At 64.5% G+C, this 15,091-nt stretch carries 14 protein-coding genes; 8 read left to right on the forward strand and 6 right to left on the reverse strand.

Features of this window, described 5'->3' with window-relative positions:
• Positions 1 to 179 precede the first annotated feature (179 nt).
• From HPY67_04835 to HPY67_04865, 7 genes are all read left to right on the forward strand, one after another.
• Positions 180 to 641 carry a PaaI family thioesterase gene (locus tag HPY67_04835; protein NPV04040.1) on the forward strand — a complete coding sequence of 154 codons (462 nt, stop codon included), beginning with the start codon at positions 180 to 182 and terminating at the stop codon, positions 639 to 641.
• Between the two features lie 166 nt (positions 642 to 807).
• On the forward strand, positions 808 to 1,932 hold the full coding sequence (locus HPY67_04840; GenBank protein ID NPV04041.1) for a PDZ domain-containing protein: 1,125 nt from the start codon (positions 808 to 810) through the stop codon (positions 1,930 to 1,932).
• 141 nt (positions 1,933 to 2,073) lie between these two features.
• A complete protein-coding gene (locus tag HPY67_04845; protein NPV04042.1) occupies positions 2,074 to 3,687 on the forward strand; it encodes a hypothetical protein in 1,614 nt (537 codons plus the stop codon).
• A 227-nt stretch (positions 3,688 to 3,914) separates the two neighbouring features.
• Positions 3,915 to 4,517, forward strand: coding sequence for a glycine zipper 2TM domain-containing protein (locus HPY67_04850; GenBank protein NPV04043.1), 603 nt, complete (start codon positions 3,915 to 3,917; stop codon positions 4,515 to 4,517).
• Positions 4,518 to 4,742: 225 nt separating this feature from the next.
• Positions 4,743 to 5,738, forward strand: coding sequence for an extracellular solute-binding protein (locus tag HPY67_04855; GenBank protein ID NPV04044.1), 996 nt, complete (start codon positions 4,743 to 4,745; stop codon positions 5,736 to 5,738).
• 198 nt (positions 5,739 to 5,936) lie between these two features.
• Complete coding sequence (locus tag HPY67_04860; GenBank protein ID NPV04045.1) at positions 5,937 to 7,025, forward strand: ABC transporter ATP-binding protein; 1,089 nt, start codon at positions 5,937 to 5,939, stop codon at positions 7,023 to 7,025.
• 6 nt (positions 7,026 to 7,031) lie between these two features.
• Positions 7,032 to 8,705 carry an iron ABC transporter permease gene (locus HPY67_04865; protein NPV04046.1) on the forward strand — a complete coding sequence of 558 codons (1,674 nt, stop codon included), beginning with the start codon at positions 7,032 to 7,034 and terminating at the stop codon, positions 8,703 to 8,705.
• 92 nt (positions 8,706 to 8,797) lie between these two features.
• On the opposite strand, the gene HPY67_04870 is transcribed toward HPY67_04865, so the two are convergent.
• The gene (locus HPY67_04870) at positions 8,798 to 9,784 is read right to left on the reverse strand and encodes a hypothetical protein (protein ID NPV04047.1); all 987 of its coding nucleotides are present in this window, start codon (positions 9,782 to 9,784) and stop codon (positions 8,798 to 8,800) included.
• A 229-nt stretch (positions 9,785 to 10,013) separates the two neighbouring features.
• Here HPY67_04870 and HPY67_04875 point away from each other — a divergent pair, with 229 nt between their 5' ends.
• Positions 10,014 to 10,334, forward strand: a complete 321-nt coding sequence (locus tag HPY67_04875) for a hypothetical protein (GenBank protein ID NPV04048.1) — start codon at positions 10,014 to 10,016, stop codon at positions 10,332 to 10,334.
• A gap of 139 nt (positions 10,335 to 10,473) precedes the next feature.
• Here HPY67_04875 and HPY67_04880 read toward each other — a convergent pair whose 3' ends face one another.
• The 5 genes from HPY67_04880 to xth form a co-directional block, all read right to left on the reverse strand.
• Positions 10,474 to 11,355: a DMT family transporter gene (locus tag HPY67_04880; protein ID NPV04049.1), complete on the reverse strand. Its 882-nt coding sequence runs from the start codon at positions 11,353 to 11,355 to the stop codon at positions 10,474 to 10,476.
• Positions 11,352 to 11,678, reverse strand: a complete 327-nt coding sequence (locus tag HPY67_04885) for an AzlD domain-containing protein (protein ID NPV04050.1) — start codon at positions 11,676 to 11,678, stop codon at positions 11,352 to 11,354. The genes HPY67_04880 and HPY67_04885 overlap by 4 nt, the downstream gene beginning before the upstream one ends.
• Positions 11,675 to 12,403, reverse strand: coding sequence for an AzlC family ABC transporter permease (locus HPY67_04890; protein ID NPV04051.1), 729 nt, complete (start codon positions 12,401 to 12,403; stop codon positions 11,675 to 11,677). The genes HPY67_04885 and HPY67_04890 overlap by 4 nt, the downstream gene beginning before the upstream one ends.
• Before the next feature lie 185 nt (positions 12,404 to 12,588).
• A complete protein-coding gene (locus HPY67_04895) occupies positions 12,589 to 14,067 on the reverse strand; it encodes an IS1182 family transposase (GenBank protein NPV04052.1) in 1,479 nt (492 codons plus the stop codon).
• Positions 14,068 to 14,229: 162 nt separating this feature from the next.
• Positions 14,230 to 15,015 carry an exodeoxyribonuclease III gene (xth, locus tag HPY67_04900; GenBank protein NPV04053.1) on the reverse strand — a complete coding sequence of 262 codons (786 nt, stop codon included), beginning with the start codon at positions 15,013 to 15,015 and terminating at the stop codon, positions 14,230 to 14,232.
• Positions 15,016 to 15,091 lie beyond the last annotated feature (76 nt).

The following is a 15,091-nucleotide window of genomic DNA, read 5'->3' on the forward strand; positions in this document are numbered from 1 at the left end:
CATGAGCGCATCTCCTTTCGCGGAGCACTCTAGCACACCGGGCCGGGGTTGGCGATCCTTCGAGGTGCGTTACGGATATTTTTTTGTCAAAGAACTCAGCCCCTACTCCCTATTGCGACACAGCCTCCGGGAGGAGGGGGCCGGGGTCAGGGTGACGAACCGCACCCCGCCAAGGTGCCATGAAAAGACTCAATCCCGAATACGTGAAGGCCGTCACGGCCCTGGCAAACGAAAGCCCGTACTTCCGCCACCTCGGCATGGTCATCGCCGGGCTCGGTGCGGGCGAGGCCCTCGTCGAGCTTCAATCGCGTGACCACCACCTGCAGGTGTACGGGAACGTTCACGGCGGCGTCATCGCCTCGCTTGCGGACACGGCCGTTTTCTGGTCCTGTTTTGCCGAGCTCGACGAGTCCGCGGGGATCACGACGGTGGACCTGAAGGTGAACTACCTGGCCCCCGTTGCCAACGGGAAGCTCTCGGCGCGCGGAAGGCGGATCCGGCTGGGCCGCACCCTGGGTCTCGGCGAGGCGGAAATTCTCGACGGCAAAGGAAAGCTCGTCGCCCACGGCACCTCATCGGTCATCGTCCTGCCGGGTTTCCACTTCCCCGGAAACCCAAAACTCCCCCCGAAATTCCTGTAGATTCCGGCTGCAGAAGCATTCCGAAACCGATGCGGGCGCCGCACCCGGAAGGGCACAAAATGTGCAAGATTCTCCGCGGCGCGGTCAATCCGCACGAGGAGAAGGAATACAGCGAGTTGCGGGCAAACCCGTACCGCGGAAGAATGGAAACGGAGGAAGGACTCGAATGGTTCGACGATGTGTCTGCTGCCTGACGTTGATGACTCTTCTGCTTGCCGGCACTGCCGTCTGTCTCGGCCAGGCCGTTCCCGAGGAGGCCCGGCGCTACCTGATGCGCGGGATGGCCGCCGAGGAGATGGCCAAGGCGCCAAAGGACTTCGAGCGGGCCGTGCGGGAGTACGCACAGGCGGCAAGGCTGGCCCCGAACTGGCCCGACATTCATGTGTACCTCGGGTCCGCGCAGACGAAGGCGGGCGACTACCAGGGCGCGATCGCCAGCTACAGGCGCTTCCTGGAACTCGCCCCCGACGGCCCGGATGCGGGGAAGGTCCGAGACGAGCTCTACAAGCTGGAGTACCGGGCCGAGCAGCAAGCACAGGTCGCCGATCTCGGGGGGGCATGGGACAGCGCCAGGGGGCCTTTCACCGTCACGGTGTCCGGCTCGGATTTCTCGGCCCGGTGGACGGGAAATGCCACGGGAGTAGACGTCAAGTTCAACGGGGCCTTCGGGGCGATCGATTTCAGAGGAAAAGGCAAAAGCGAGGAGGTCTTCACGGGGACCATGGATGGCGCTGCCATCAAGGGAATCTGGAGAAGGGCTCCGTACAAAGACGAAAAATCGGATTGCACGATTCCCGGCGACCAGTCCGAGTTCACGGGGACGGTGGAAGATGACGGGGCGAAGATCCGGCTCAAGTTCGTCCGCTCGCGCTACAACGCGGAATACACCGGCGTTTTCTTCGGGCTGGAGACCTGCACCGGTGTGAACAAATCCGGCGAGATGCCCGAGGAGATCGTGCTCTTCAAACCCGGCAAGGTGAAAAACACGTCCGTCCCCGATTTCCTGAAGCCGGCCTTCGACAAGACCGTGGGCCTCGTCGGGATCAACCTGGCGGAAAAGGATCCGCGAGTCGTGGTCAGCGTCGTCGAGGGCATGCCCGCGGCAGCGGCAGGCATCAGGGCCGGCGACCGCCTCCTGAAGGTGAACGGCGAGGATGTCAGCGGGATGAACGGCTCTCAGATCGCCAGCCTTGTCCGCGGGAAGGCGGGCACTCAGGTGACCATCGAAGTGGAACGCCAGGGCGAAGCGAAGCCGCTGCGCTTCGAGCTGGTCCGCAGGGCGCCGCAGTGATTTCTGCCGCCCCCCTTGTCCACTGCTGTCCTCCCCGCCGAGGGGCGGATCGGGGGGAGGCTGAGCGGGATCACCAAAAACACAGCACGTCAAGACGCTCCCCGCTATAGGGAGTTGAGTCCATAGAAAGGGAGAGAACCCATGATCCGCTTTTCGTCTCGAAGGGTGTTTTCGCTGTCCGTCGTTTTTCTGGCTGTCTTGTTGCCGGCCCTGACCTGCCCGGGGCTGGTACCCCCTGCCGATGCCGCCGAGGCGCTCCGCGTCGTGGCCGGCGACGGCCATTCGTTTTATTCCTACTCGACCCGCCTGAGCATCAAGCAGGGCTCCTACCCGCTGAACATCAACGGCGGAACCCGGCCCTACTCCTTCAGCCTGACGAAGCCCATCGTCGCCATCGAGCCCTCCTACCCGGGGGCGCAGGTCTCCTTCAACGTGATCCCCAAGGCGGTCGGGACGACCATTCTCACGGTCAAGGACACCAAGGGCAACACATTGGTCCGCGAGATCGTGGTCTACGACCCCGGGGTGCAGCCCCTTGCCCTCGGCGCGCTGCCCGACGCATCGAACCCCGTGGCGGTCGGCCAGGGGCGAGGCTTCGGCGTTTCGGGCGGCAAGGCACCCTACACGGTCGTGTCGGCCAACCCCGGAATTGCCCGCGTCGAAGCCAGGACGAACATCTACATGGTCTGGGGGGTGGCCCCCGGGTCGACGCAGATCACCGTCACGGATGCGGCGGGTGCGAAGGTGCAGGGCACGGTGCACGTGAGCACGACCAAGCCGCTGAGCCTCTCGGGCGACTCCACGATTCTCGTGGGCGGCAAAGGCGAGCTGATCATCGGCAGCGGCAACCCTCCCTACACGGTGACGACCAGCCCGCACCTCTCGGCGGCGCTCAAGGGCAACGACGCCTACGGGCGGACCGTCTACACGCTCACGACAAAGGCGGCCGGGCAGGGCACGGTCACGGTCAGGGACGGCCAGGGGCAGACGGCGAGCAGGACCATCACCGTCAAGGAGTGGGTCACCCTGTCGTTTCCCCAGCTTACGGCGGAGCCGAGGGCCATCGATGTGGGGCAGACGACCCCCCTGAGCGTCTCGGGCGGCAAGCCCCCCTACACGGTGACCGCGAGCAACCCCGGCGCGGTGACCATTCAGCAGCAGGCAACCGGGCAGTACAGCGTCACGGGCCGCCAGGCGGGCGTCGTCGGCATCGTGGCCAGGGACAGCGGCGGCGCGACCCGCGAGCTGTCGCTGATCGTCCGGGACCTGCCCGTGCTGACGCTCGCCGCGCCGTCGACGCTGACGGTGGGCTCGACGGGCACGCTCTCCCTGGTGGGCGGCGCAGCCCCCTTCACGGTCACGGTGTCAGGCGGCCAGCTCGCGGTCAGCAGGGTCGACGACAAGAAATACACGCTGACCGCGAAAGCGGCGGGCACGGCGGTCGTCACGGTCAAGGACGCCAAGGGCACGACGAAGCAGCACACCGTCACGATCACCGCCCCGGTCGAACCGCTGAAGATCCTCGTGTCGTCCAACACGCTGCAACTCGGCGCGACGGGTACGGCCGCCATCCGGGTCCTCTCGGTTCAGGGCGGCGCACCGCCCTACACGGCGAGCGTCTCAGGCAACCAGCTCACCCTGACGCAGGTCAACGCCACGCAGTTCCAGATGACCCCGAAGGCCAGGGGGACGGCGACCATCACGGTCAGGGACAGCAAAGGGGCGACGGCCACACAGACGATCACCGTGCAGTAGGCCGCCGGGCAGGGAAGAACCGGGGACAAACACGCGCCACGCCGCAGCGCGTAAGGAAGAAAAGGCAGGGTCGAGACAGGCCCTGCCTTGCTTTTTCTGTCTAACCCCCATTTCGAGTCATCAAGTTGATGCTGGCCAGGAACGGGCAAGCACAGTATAATCGAATCCACGCGTATTGTCCTTCGTCCACCCGGCAACACACTTTTCGCCCGGAAGGAGGTACGAAAATGATCAAACGAACCATTGCGTCAGTGACCGTTTGCGTATTTCTGCTTGTGAGCGGATGCGCGACCGTCCCCGAGGAGCACAAGGGCGCCGCTACGGGAGCTGGAGTCGGTGCCGCCGCCGGGGCGGTGCTGGGTGCCGTTGTGGGCGGCGACACGAAGAGCGCCGTGATCGGCGGCCTGCTGGGGGCGCTCGTCGGCGGGGCCATCGGCCACTATTACTCCGATCAGAAAAGGACGCGGAGCGAGACGGCCAACCAGTATGGCTACCGGTCGACCCAAGGCCCCATGCTTCGCATCGAGAATGCGTCCGTCGTGCCGCAGACCGTCGCACCGGGCGGCACAGTCGACATGAAGCTGACCTATGCCGTGCTGACGCCCACGGAGGCGACGGAGCTCTCCGTCGTCGAGACGCGTGAAATCCGCCATGAAGGCAGTCTCGTCGGGAACCCCTCCGTGACCGTCACCCGCAAGGGTGGGACCTTCACGTCCAATATCCCCCTGACGCTTCCCGCCGGTGCCAAAAAGGGGCTGTACGTGGTGACCAGCACGGTGCAGTCGGGTCAACTCTCCGAGCAGATCCAGTCGGCCTTCACGGTCCGCTGAGGCGGGCGCGGGGCAACCCGCGGATGACGGGATTCGGCGTGGGAAGGGCAGGGCGTTTCGGTCCTGCCTTTCCCACGACATCGCCTGCTGCAGACGGCACAAATGGTGCAGTCCGGTCCCGGTCTTTCTTTTCCGTGGATGCAGGGGGAAAATCGTACTATGATACCCGCTCCGGGTGAGAAAAGACGAATCGTTATGGGGCATTCAGCGAAGGAGGATGAAGCCATGAAGAAGATCGCAGTTCTCGTCGCAATGATGATGCTTGCCGCGGCGCCCTGTGCTTTTGCGCAGTCCTCAGTTGAAAAGGCGAAGGCCGAGGGGAAGGTGGCCTTCTACGCCAACATGACCTCCGTGGAGCCCGTGATGGAGGCGTTCCAGAACAAGTACGGCATCAAGGCCGAGTACACGAGGCTCTCGACGAGCAAGTTCATCGCCACCATCCTGACGGAGCACGCGGCGGGCAAGCTCACGGCCGATGTCCTGCAGGCGCCCATCCCGGTGATGGAGCTGCTCAAGAGCAAGGGCGTCATCGCCTCCTACGTGTCCCCCGCCGCGGCGGGTTACCCGAAATGGGCCAACAAGGACGGGATGATCCAGAGCTTCGGCATCGAGTACGTCGCCCTCATCTACAACAAGGACCTCGTCAAGGCGGCCGACGTCCCCAGGACCTACCAGGATCTGACGGACCCGAAGTGGAAGAACAAGATCGTCATGGCCGACCCCGCCACGCACCCGACGACCATCTCCTGGCTCGTGGGCCTCAGGGAGAACGTGATCAAGTCCGACGCCGAGTGGCGGGCCTTCCTGAAGGGCCTGGCGGCCAACAACCCGATGTTCGTGGCCTCCTTCGGCCCCACGCCCGCCCCCATCGAAACGGGCGAGAAGCTCATCGGCATATCCATGCCCAAGTACATCGTCACCAAGGCCCCGGCGCCGCTCGACTGGGCGAGGGTCTCGCAGCCGATGATGGGCACCCCGCGCGCAATCGGCATCACCGCCAAGGCACCCCACCCCAACGCCGCGCGTCTCTTCGTGGACTTTTGGCTGTCCAGGGAGGCCATGAAGATCATGGCCGAGCAGGTGGGCGAGTACGTTCTGGCCCCGGGCGTCTACCCGCCTATTGCCGGGATCGACAAGGCCAAGGTCATCCCGATCCGGGAGCTCTCCGACGACGAGATCAGGAAGTGGGGGGCCGAGTTCAAGAAGATCTTCGCGAAGTAGGCTGGCCGTCGCCACGGGGGCGGAAACCTGTCTTCCCCCTTTTTGCCGCCTCGGTCCGCTTCGCGGGGCGGCCCGGTCGGGAACGCACCATGCATGGTTGCACACCCTGCCGGGACGCGTCCCCGGTCGAAGGGGGAAATCCGGGAAGGGCCGCTTGTTCGGAGAAGTGACGCAGGGGAAAACGTCCAGGGCGCATTCATGGAAATCCGCGTCAAGAACGTCAGCAAATACTACGAATCGGAGGGCAAGCGGATCGAGGCACTGGTCGACGTGGACCTGGTGATCCCGTCGAACCGGATCTTCACCCTCCTGGGACCCAGCGGCTGCGGCAAGACGACGCTCTTGCGCTGCATCGTCGGCCTCGAGTCACCCGATTCGGGCGAGATCGCCATCGGCGACGAGGTCGTCTTCTCGGCCGAGCGGGGCCTCTTTGTCCCGCCCGACAGGCGGGGCCTGGGCATGGTTTTCCAGACCTACGCCATATGGCCCCACATGACCGTCTTCGACAACGTCGCCTACCCGCTGCAGGCCCGCAACGAACCGAGGGAGGCCGTCGCCCGCAAGGTCGCCCGGGCCCTGCAGTTCGTCCGGCTCGACGGCTTCGAGAAGAGGCCCGCCACCAAGCTCTCCGGCGGCCAGCAGCAGCGCGTGGCCCTGGCGCGGGCCCTCGTCGCCGAGCCGAAGGTGATCCTCTTCGACGAGCCCCTGAGCAACCTCGATGCGAAGCTGCGCGAGGAGACGCGCAAGGAGCTGCGCCGCTTTCTCACGGAGCTCAAGATCACGGCCGTCTACGTCACCCATGACCAGATCGAGGCCCTGGCGCTCTCCGATTTGATTGCGGTCATGCGAAACGGCCGCATCGTGGAGACGGGGACGCCCCGCGAGATCTACTTCGAGTCCGACAGGCAGTTCGTGGCGGACTTCATTGGGCATGCCAACTTCATCCCCGGCACGGTCGCGGCCTCGGGGGAGACGGGCACAAGGGTGGACTCCGCAATCGGTCCCATAGCCTGCGCCCGGAAGGCCGGCGCGGCGATGGGGCAGGCGGTCACCGTGTGCATCCGGCCCGAGTTCATCCGCGTGCTGACGGAAGGCCGGGGCGACGGGGAGAATGTCTTCCGGGGGAAGGTCGAGTCCCTGGTCTTCGTGGGCGATGCCTACGAGGGGGAAATCCGCGTCGGCGAGACGCTGCTCATCTTCCGGATCGAGCCGACGGCGGCCATCCGCGAGGGCGAGGAAATCGCCCTCCACTTCGACCCGCGGCACTGCTCGATCCTCATGCACTGAACGGCCATGCAAAAAACGTCTTCGGCGCTGACGACGGGCCTCATCGCGATTGTCGGTTTCCTCACGCTCTGTCCCGTCGTCATGCTCGTCCTGGGGAGCTTCAGCAGCGAGCTGGGCGCCTTTGGCGCCTTCACCGTCGAGAAGTACGTCGCGGCCTACACGGACCCGGCCTTCGCCGAGATCCTCCTCAGCACGGTCATCTTCACCCTGGGCTCGGCCATCGTCGCAACGGGGCTCGCCCTCTTCCTGGCCTACCTCAACACGCGGACCAACATCCCCGGCAAGTTCATGTTCGGCGTCATTTCGCTCATCCCGATGATGGTGCCTCACATCCTGTTTGCCGTCAGCTGGGTGCTGCTGCTCAACCCCTCCAACGGCATGATCAATCTCTTTCTTCGGCAGCTCGGCATCGAGGGGGCGGCGCTCAATATCTACACGCTCACGGGGATGATCCTCGTCGAGGGGCTGCTTGACCTGCCCATTGCCTACCTCGTCATCGCGCCGGCCATGTCGGCCTTCGACGTTTCCCTCGAGGAGTCCTCGCGGGTCTGCGGGGCATCGAACTGGCGGACCCTCCGCCGGGTGACCCTGCCCGTGCTGCGGCCGGCCATTCTCGCGGCCCTGACGCTCGTCATCGTCCGCAGCCTCGCCTCCTTCGCCGTTCCGTCGGTCATCGGCATGCCGGGGCGGATCTACGTGCTGGCCACCCACATCTACAGCATCGTCGCCACGGGCTACGCCGCCGACTACGGGATGGCGGCGGCGGTGGGCATGAGCGCCCTGGCGGCTTCCATCACGCTCATCGTCCTGTACCGGCGCCTGACCCGGGAGGGCGAGAAGTACGTGACCATCTCCAGCCGCGGGTACCGGCCCAGCGTCATCGACCTCAAGGGCGCCCGCTATCCGCTCTTTGCGGTCGTGGCCCTGCTGTCCTTCGTGCTCATCGTCCTGCCGATCCTCGTGCTCTTCTACACGTCGCTCGTGCCCTACGTGATGACCCCCGGCGCGAAGGCCTTCGCGGCGATGGGCTTAAGGCACTGGGTCACGGTCCTCAGGGACCCCGTCTCGCTGCTGGCCCTGAAGAACAGCCTCACCCTCGGCATCGGCGGGGCGACGCTGGGAATGATCCTTTCCTTCTTCGTGGCCTATGTCATCGTCAAGGTCCGCACGAAGGCCTCGGGCCTGCTCGAGTCGTTGAGCTTCCTCTCTTTTTCCTTCCCGGGGATCGTCGTGGGGGTCGGCTTCATGTGGTTCTTCGTCCAGACGCCGCTCTACTCCACGATCTGGGCCCTTCTCATCGGCTACATCGCCACGTACTTGCCCTACGGCCTGCGGCCCCTCACGAGCGCCTTCGTCCAGATCCACAGCCACCTCGAGGAATCCTCTCGGGTCTGCGGGGGTGGGCCTCTCTACACCATGCGCCGGATCGTCCTTCCGCTGCTCGTCCCAGGGATCGCCTCGGGCTGGATCCTCATGGCGACGATGTTCGTCCGTGAACTGAGCCTCTCCGTCGTCCTGTCGCGGCCCGGCACGGAGGTGCTGGCCGTCCAGATCCTCCGCTTCGCCGAGGACGGGCTGTGGGGGAGGCTCTCGGCCCTTGGCATCATCATGATCTTCATCTCGACGGCCCTGGTGATCATCGCCAACGTGATCGCGAGGAAGCTTTCCAAGCGGGACTGAATAAAAAGGGGACTGTCCCCCTTTTTGTGAAAAGGAAGCCCCTGCAGCCGAAGCCGCCGGGGCTTTTTCATTTCCGCGGTCCTTTCTGTCTGTTACTGGAAGATCTTCGGCACGCCGAGGACCTTGACGGGGTCCTCATCCGGTTTCAGGCCCATGAGCTTCACCAGCTCGGGCCGGATCTTCTCCCAATCCTGCCTGGCCAGGGCCTTCCCCTTTTCCGTCTTGGCCTCCTCGTAGAGACGGAGGAACACGTAGTAGACGATGTGGGCTTCCTCCTTCGTGTCCTTGGCATTCCAGCGCTTCTTGGCAAGCTCGCGCCACTTGCTCCCTGCGGGGACCACCGACTCGTAGACGAACTGGGAGATCAGGTCGGCGTCATGGGCGATCTTGGCCGACTCGTTTTCCGGCTCCGGGAAGACGGCCTGCCAGGCGCCCTTGCGGCCCGCCGCCTGATCCACGGAATCCCGGAAGTACCAGTACCCGGTGGAGTGCTCGATGATGGTGACCTGCATCATCTCGATGTCCTTCTCGGAAAATCCTCCCGCCCGGCGGGCGATCTCTCCGGCCGTCAGGGCGCCCGTGATGTGGTGAATCAGCGCGAGATTGGCCCCGACCTTCGGGTTTTTCAGCAGCGCCTCGTCACCCCAGAAGCCGGGTGACGGCTTGAAGTACCCTGCCTTCTTCAGCTTTGCGACCATCTCCGAGCACTTGCGGAACACGTCGGGGTTGGTCAAGACAGCCCCCTTGTCCTCCTTGCTGATGTTGTGGAGGATATCGGCCGCGACGGCCAGCTTCCGTTCCTGCCGGGTCAACGGCCTGCCCATTTCGTAAGCCAGCGCCGAGCACACCCGGTTGTGAAGGATATCGCCCTCAGGTTCCTTCAACTGCTGGACCGCCGTGGCGATCATGACGTCCATGAGCCCCTGCAGTTCCGGGAATTCCTTGAGGTAGGCCTTTTCCCAGGCCAGGTAGGGCTCGGGCAGGGCGTACTTGTCCTGCGAGGCGGCCGCTGCGATTCCCGCCGCACCGATGAAAAGCCCCAGTGCAATGATGGCTGCGATGCATTTCCCCCTCATCATGTCCATCCACCTCCTATTGCCGTCGTTCAATGCCGGTATCGATCATGATAACCCAATACCACGAAATGCCGTCGAATTTCACCTGAAACCTCGTCTCGGGTCGGCCCGGGTCCAGAGGCTGTAAACCGAATGTCCCGGTATTCGTTTTACCCGTCAAACGGAGCGATTCAACGGAAACGGCAGGACAGGTAAAACAGGAGAGAATCAGCACAGCGGAAAGGAACCGAACATGAAACGCATTCTGTTTGCCATGGCAATCACCCTCGTTGCCGCGACGGCGGCGCAGGCTGCCGACGTCGGCGTGTCCGTCAGCATCGGCCAGCCGGGGTTCTACGGCCAGTTCTCCATCGGGCACTTCCCTCCGCCGGTTGTCTACGCGCACCCGGTTGTGGTGCGGCCGGCACCCGTGGTCGTCGTCAGGCCCGCGCCCGTGGTGGTTGCACGACCGGTTTACGTGCATGTGCCCCCGGGGCATGTGAAGCACTGGAGGCGTCACCATCAGGGCCACCCGGCGTTTTGGCGGCCGGACGGCCGGTTTGATCACCGGTAGGGTGGCCGCGGCGCTTTTCGCCGTCGTGGGCACCGGGTAAGCGATCGAGGAGCACGGAACCCCCCGTGTTCTGGAATAGAAGAAAGCAGGGCTTGTCACGGCCCTGCTTTCCTTTTCGTTGCCGGCTGCGGTCCCTGCATCATGCGCCGGCGGCGGGACGGTTTGTAAGGTAGATGCCCGCAAGCACCAGGGCCCCGCCGGCGAGCAGCGAGGCGTCGATCGTCTCGCCGAGCAGGAAGAAGGACATGATCACGGCGCTGATGGGCACGACGTTGATGAACACCCCCGCCCTCGACGGGCCGATCTGCCGGATCCCCTCGTAATACCAGATGAAGCCGAGACAGGTGCCGAAGACGCCGAGGTAGACGATCGAGAGCCAGGCGGAAGGCGAATAGCTGCCGAGGTTGCCGGCCATCCCCTCGAAGAGTGCCGGCGGCAGAAGCGCTGTCGATCCGATGAGGCAGGCGTAGGTCACCGCCGAGACGGGCATCACGTCCCGCATGACGACCTTGCCGATGAGCGAGTAGGACACCCAGCTTGCAACGCAGCCGAAGATGAGCAGCTCCCCCCGCCCGATGGCCCCCTGGAAGATCTCCCCGGGGTTTCCCCGCGTGATGACGTAGGCGGCCCCGGCAACGGAGAGCGCGACCCCCAAGGCCTTCAGTGGGGTCATCCTTTCCCCCCGGAACAGAAGCGCAGCGAACAGGGAGATAAACACCGGGTTGGAGGCGACGATGACCGAGGCGCGCCCCGCCTGCACCGTCTGCATGCCCGTGAGGAAGAAGACATTGTAGAAAAAAACGCCCGTCATCCCCGAGAGGAACAGGAGGAGAAACTGCCTCCGATTCAGAGTCTGCAGGCGTCCCTCGAAGTGCCGTACCAGGGGAAACATGCACACCGAGGCCACGAGGAACCGCAGGAACGAACCCGACCAGGGCTCGACCTCCTGTGCGAGGATGCGGCCCGCGATGAAGGTCCCGCCCCAGAACACGGCCGTGAGGAAGAGCTTGGCGTAGATCATCCGAGAACCTGCCCCGCCAGCCAGTAGAGGGTCATCCCCAGGACGACGGTGCCGCCCAGGGACCGGGTCCGCAGGGCGAACAGGAACACGGGCACCGCCACGAGCAGGTCTTTGTTCCAGGGCGAGAGCTGCCTCGGCTCGCCGGCTGTCACCAGGGCCGGGAGGATCAGGGCGCTGAGGATCGCCGCGGGGATGAGATCGAGCCACTCCTCGAGCCATCGCGGCAGTGACCGCCGCGAGAGGGCCACGAGGGGCGCCCAGCGGGGGAGATAGGTAACGAGGCCCATGCCGAGGCACAGAAGAAGGTAGTCCTGCGTGATCATGACGCACCCTTCTCCCGTGCGACCCGGGGCCATCGCCTCCGAATGAAAAGGCCCGCCGTGGCGGCGATCACCGAGGCAGCCACGATGTAGCTGTTCCCGGGGACGGCCAGCGAGATCGCCACCGCCGACGCCCCGGCGATCGCGGCGGTCAGGACGTAAATCCTCCCCCTCAGTTGGTAGACGAGCAGGCACAGGAACATCCCCATGAGCGCATAGTCGATCCCGAGGGCATGGGCCGGGATCAGGGCCCCGCCCAGGGCGCCCGCCACGGTGCTCGTCACCCACACCGCGTTGGTGACGTGATTGACCGTCAGGGCCCGCTTCCAGTCCCAGCCGCCTTCCCTGAACCTCGCCAGGTTCACGGCGAAGCTCTCGTCGGTGACTCCGTAGGCGAAAAGCGTCAGCCACCGTTTCCGGAGCCCCCTGAGGAAGACGGAGAGAGCCGAGCTCATGAGCAGGTGGCGCAGGTTGACGGCGAAGGTCGTGGCGACGATGGCGGCGATGCCCGCCCCCGTCCCCAGCATGGCAACGGCGATGAACTGGGCGCTGCCCGCGAAGACCAGCGCCGACATGAGCCCCACGGCAGCCGCGGAGAGTCCCGCCTTCTGGGCGAGGACGCCGAAGGCCAGCCCGATGGGGATGTAGCCCAGGCAGATGGGCCAGGCGGCGCGAATACCGTCTTTCAGGATGGAAGTTTTGCGTGCTTCAGAGGATCGTTCAGACATGAGGGTGCAGAGAGGCTCCGTACAAATCCCCCATCCCCCTTTACAAAGAGGCTGTGTCGCAACAGTCAAGAGGGGACGAGTTGTTTACCCGTTCTTTGACAACAAAATATCCGTAACGTCTATCCGCGCACGGTCTGTCGGGCAGGTTTTGATGGTTCAGGGCCCTTTGAAGGCGCCGTTGAGCCTCATGCCGGTGCGAAGCAGGGCCTTCCGAGGGCCCGGAGCCTCTCGATGAGCCCGTTGACCCCGAGCAGCGAGATCAGGCGAGCCACATTGAAGCAACTGGCCAGCATCGAGACCTCGGCTCGCGCCCCCTCGAGCCCCCGTAGCAGGAAGGCATCGACCTTGAGGTTGCGCTTGATGTGCCCGAAGGGATGCTCGGCCCGGGTTTTGCGCCTCTCGTAGACGGCCTGCGAGGCGGCCTCCTCGTACTGGGCCTCCAGCCTGAGCTTAACCTCTTCGTTGGGCAGCCGGATGATCTTGCGCCCCCTGCGCGCCTGGGTGCAGCTCCCGTAGTGCCGGCACGCGTGGCAGATGGCCGCGTCGGTGATCACGTAGTGCCGCTTGCCCGTGCGTTTTTCCGTCGATTCATACCGGAGCCTGTGACCTTCAGGGCAGCTGTAGTCATCTTGCTCTGGGTCATACGCAAAATGGCTTTTGCTGAACGGCTTTTCCGGCTCTTTCCTCGCCTGCCGCTGTGAAGGCACGATCACTCGGATCCCCTGGCGGTCGATCTTCTCGAGCTCCGCCGTGTCGGCATAGCCGGCATCGGCGCAGGCCGTCTCGCAGGGACTCTCCAGCAGCGCGTTGGCGGCCTCGATCTGCCGGGCGAACTGGTTGACATCACTGGTCTCTTCGACGGCATCGGCCTGCAGCAGAAGCCCCTGCTTGTCATCCACCACCAACTGGACGTTGTAGGCCGCGTGGCTGCCCTGGACGCTCTTCATCAGGGCGCAGTCCGGGTCGGTGAGGTTGACGTGCCGGTGGCTGCCTCCCTCGAAGCCCCGCAGGGCCTCCTGGACCCGGTCCTTGAGCGTGTTCGTCTGGGCAAGGTCCTTTCGCATCGCCACGTACGAGTCCATGTGCCGCTCCCGGCGGTCGATGGCCTCGCAGTCCTGCAACAGCTGCTCGATGCGCCGATCCAGATCGGCCAGCTTCTTCTCGTACCAGGCCCGGTCATGGCTGCGGTAGCGTGAGGCATTGGCCCGGATCTTTGTGCCGTCGACAAACAGCACGTTGCCCGCGATTAGGTCGAGCTTGATGCAGAGCCGGGCGCAGTGCCGGAGCACCTGCTTGAGGGCCGCCTTGTGGTTGCGCCTAAACTCCGCGATGGTCTTGTGGTCGGGCCTCAGCCCGGCCATCAGCCACACAAAGGCCAGGTTGTGGTGGCACTCCCGTTCGAGCTTGCGGGAACTGCGTACCCCGTAGGAGTAGCCGTAGACCAGCAGCTTGAGCATCGCGCGCGGATCGTAGGCGGCGTTGCCGACCTGGTTGGGGTCCACCTCGATGCCCAGTTGCGGCAGATCCAAGGCCTCCACGAAGGCATCGTAGGCCCGTACCGGGTCCTCGGGGGACACGTAGTCCTCGATGCTGGCGGGCAGCAGCCCCAGTTGCAGACGGTCGCCGGTTCGATAGGCATGAGCGCATCTCCTTTCGCGGAGCACTCTAGCACACCGGGCCGGGGTTGGCGATCCTTCGAGGTGCGTTACGGATATTTTTTTGTCAAAGAACTCAGCCCCTACTCCCTATTGCGACACAGCCTCAAAAGGGGGAGTTGCGGCCCCCTCCGTTTGAAAAGGCGGGCGGGGGCGGATTTGTCTTCGTTACTACAGTTTGAACTCCGCCACGATGGGGGCATGGTCCGACGGCTTCTCGGCCTTCCTCGGCCCCAGGTCGATCCAGCAGTCGACGGACTTCTTCGCCAGCGGCGCTGTGGCCAGGATGTGATCCACGCGCCAGCCGAGCCCCCTTTCCACCGACTTGGGCACCCGGTAATCGAAGAAGGAATACTGGTTGGGCTCGCCGGGGTGGTGCTTGCGGAAGACGTCCACGAACCCCCATTCCTTCACGTGATCGAAACCCTCCCAGACCTCGGGCGTGAAGTCCACGTGTCCCAGGAGCCTCTTCGGGTTGTGCACGTCGATCTCCTCGCGGGCCACGTTGAGGTCCCCGCACCACAGGACCATCTGATCCGGCTTGTAATGCTTCGCGAAGAACTTCCGAAGGCGCCTGAACCACTCGAGCTTGTAGGCGAACTTGGGGCTCTCCCGCTCGACGCCCTGGGGGACGTAGGTGTTGACCACGGCGATCCCCGAGAAGACGGCCCGGATGAGGCGGTCCTCGTCGGCGGGTCCTCCGTCGTCGAGGCCGAGGGCCACCTGTTCGGCCTGCAGCGAGGACACGATGGCCACGCCGTTGTAGCCCTTGCCCCCGCGAAAAACGACGCTCCAGCCGGCCTCCTCGAATTCCTTGACGGGGAACTTGGCGTCTTCCGTCTTGGTTTCCTGGAGGCACAGCACCGAGGGCCGGTTTTTCTCGAGCCATGACAGCACGATGGGAAGCCGGCTGCGGACCGAGTTGACGTTGTACGTGGCGATCTTGAAGGTTTTCATGGGCCCCTCCGTTGCGGTCGTGCGCCTGCGAGAGTAGCACAGATTTCCGCTTATCAGGAAGGGGGATTTCTGCTAA

Source organism: Syntrophaceae bacterium, assembly GCA_013177795.1.
GTDB lineage: Bacteria > Desulfobacterota > Syntrophia > Syntrophales > UBA2192 > UBA2192.

Bases quoted from the DNA above. Each gene is read 5' to 3' on its own strand.
- HPY67_04835 (NPV04040.1), top strand. From the start codon at position 180: ATGAAAAGACTCAATCCCGAATACGTGAAGGCCGTCACGGCCCTGGCA.
- HPY67_04840 (NPV04041.1), top strand. From the start codon at position 808: ATGGTTCGACGATGTGTCTGCTGCCTGACGTTGATGACTCTTCTGCTT.
- HPY67_04845 (NPV04042.1), top strand. From the start codon at position 2,074: ATGATCCGCTTTTCGTCTCGAAGGGTGTTTTCGCTGTCCGTCGTTTTT.
- HPY67_04850 (NPV04043.1), top strand. From the start codon at position 3,915: ATGATCAAACGAACCATTGCGTCAGTGACCGTTTGCGTATTTCTGCTT.
- HPY67_04855 (NPV04044.1), top strand. From the start codon at position 4,743: ATGAAGAAGATCGCAGTTCTCGTCGCAATGATGATGCTTGCCGCGGCG.
- HPY67_04860 (NPV04045.1), top strand. From the start codon at position 5,937: ATGGAAATCCGCGTCAAGAACGTCAGCAAATACTACGAATCGGAGGGC.
- HPY67_04865 (NPV04046.1), top strand. From the start codon at position 7,032: ATGCAAAAAACGTCTTCGGCGCTGACGACGGGCCTCATCGCGATTGTC.
- HPY67_04870 (NPV04047.1), bottom strand. From the start codon at position 9,784: ATGATGAGGGGGAAATGCATCGCAGCCATCATTGCACTGGGGCTTTTC.
- HPY67_04875 (NPV04048.1), top strand. From the start codon at position 10,014: ATGAAACGCATTCTGTTTGCCATGGCAATCACCCTCGTTGCCGCGACG.
- HPY67_04880 (NPV04049.1), bottom strand. From the start codon at position 11,355: ATGATCTACGCCAAGCTCTTCCTCACGGCCGTGTTCTGGGGCGGGACC.
- HPY67_04885 (NPV04050.1), bottom strand. From the start codon at position 11,678: ATGATCACGCAGGACTACCTTCTTCTGTGCCTCGGCATGGGCCTCGTT.
- HPY67_04890 (NPV04051.1), bottom strand. From the start codon at position 12,403: ATGTCTGAACGATCCTCTGAAGCACGCAAAACTTCCATCCTGAAAGAC.
- xth (NPV04053.1), bottom strand. From the start codon at position 15,015: ATGAAAACCTTCAAGATCGCCACGTACAACGTCAACTCGGTCCGCAGC.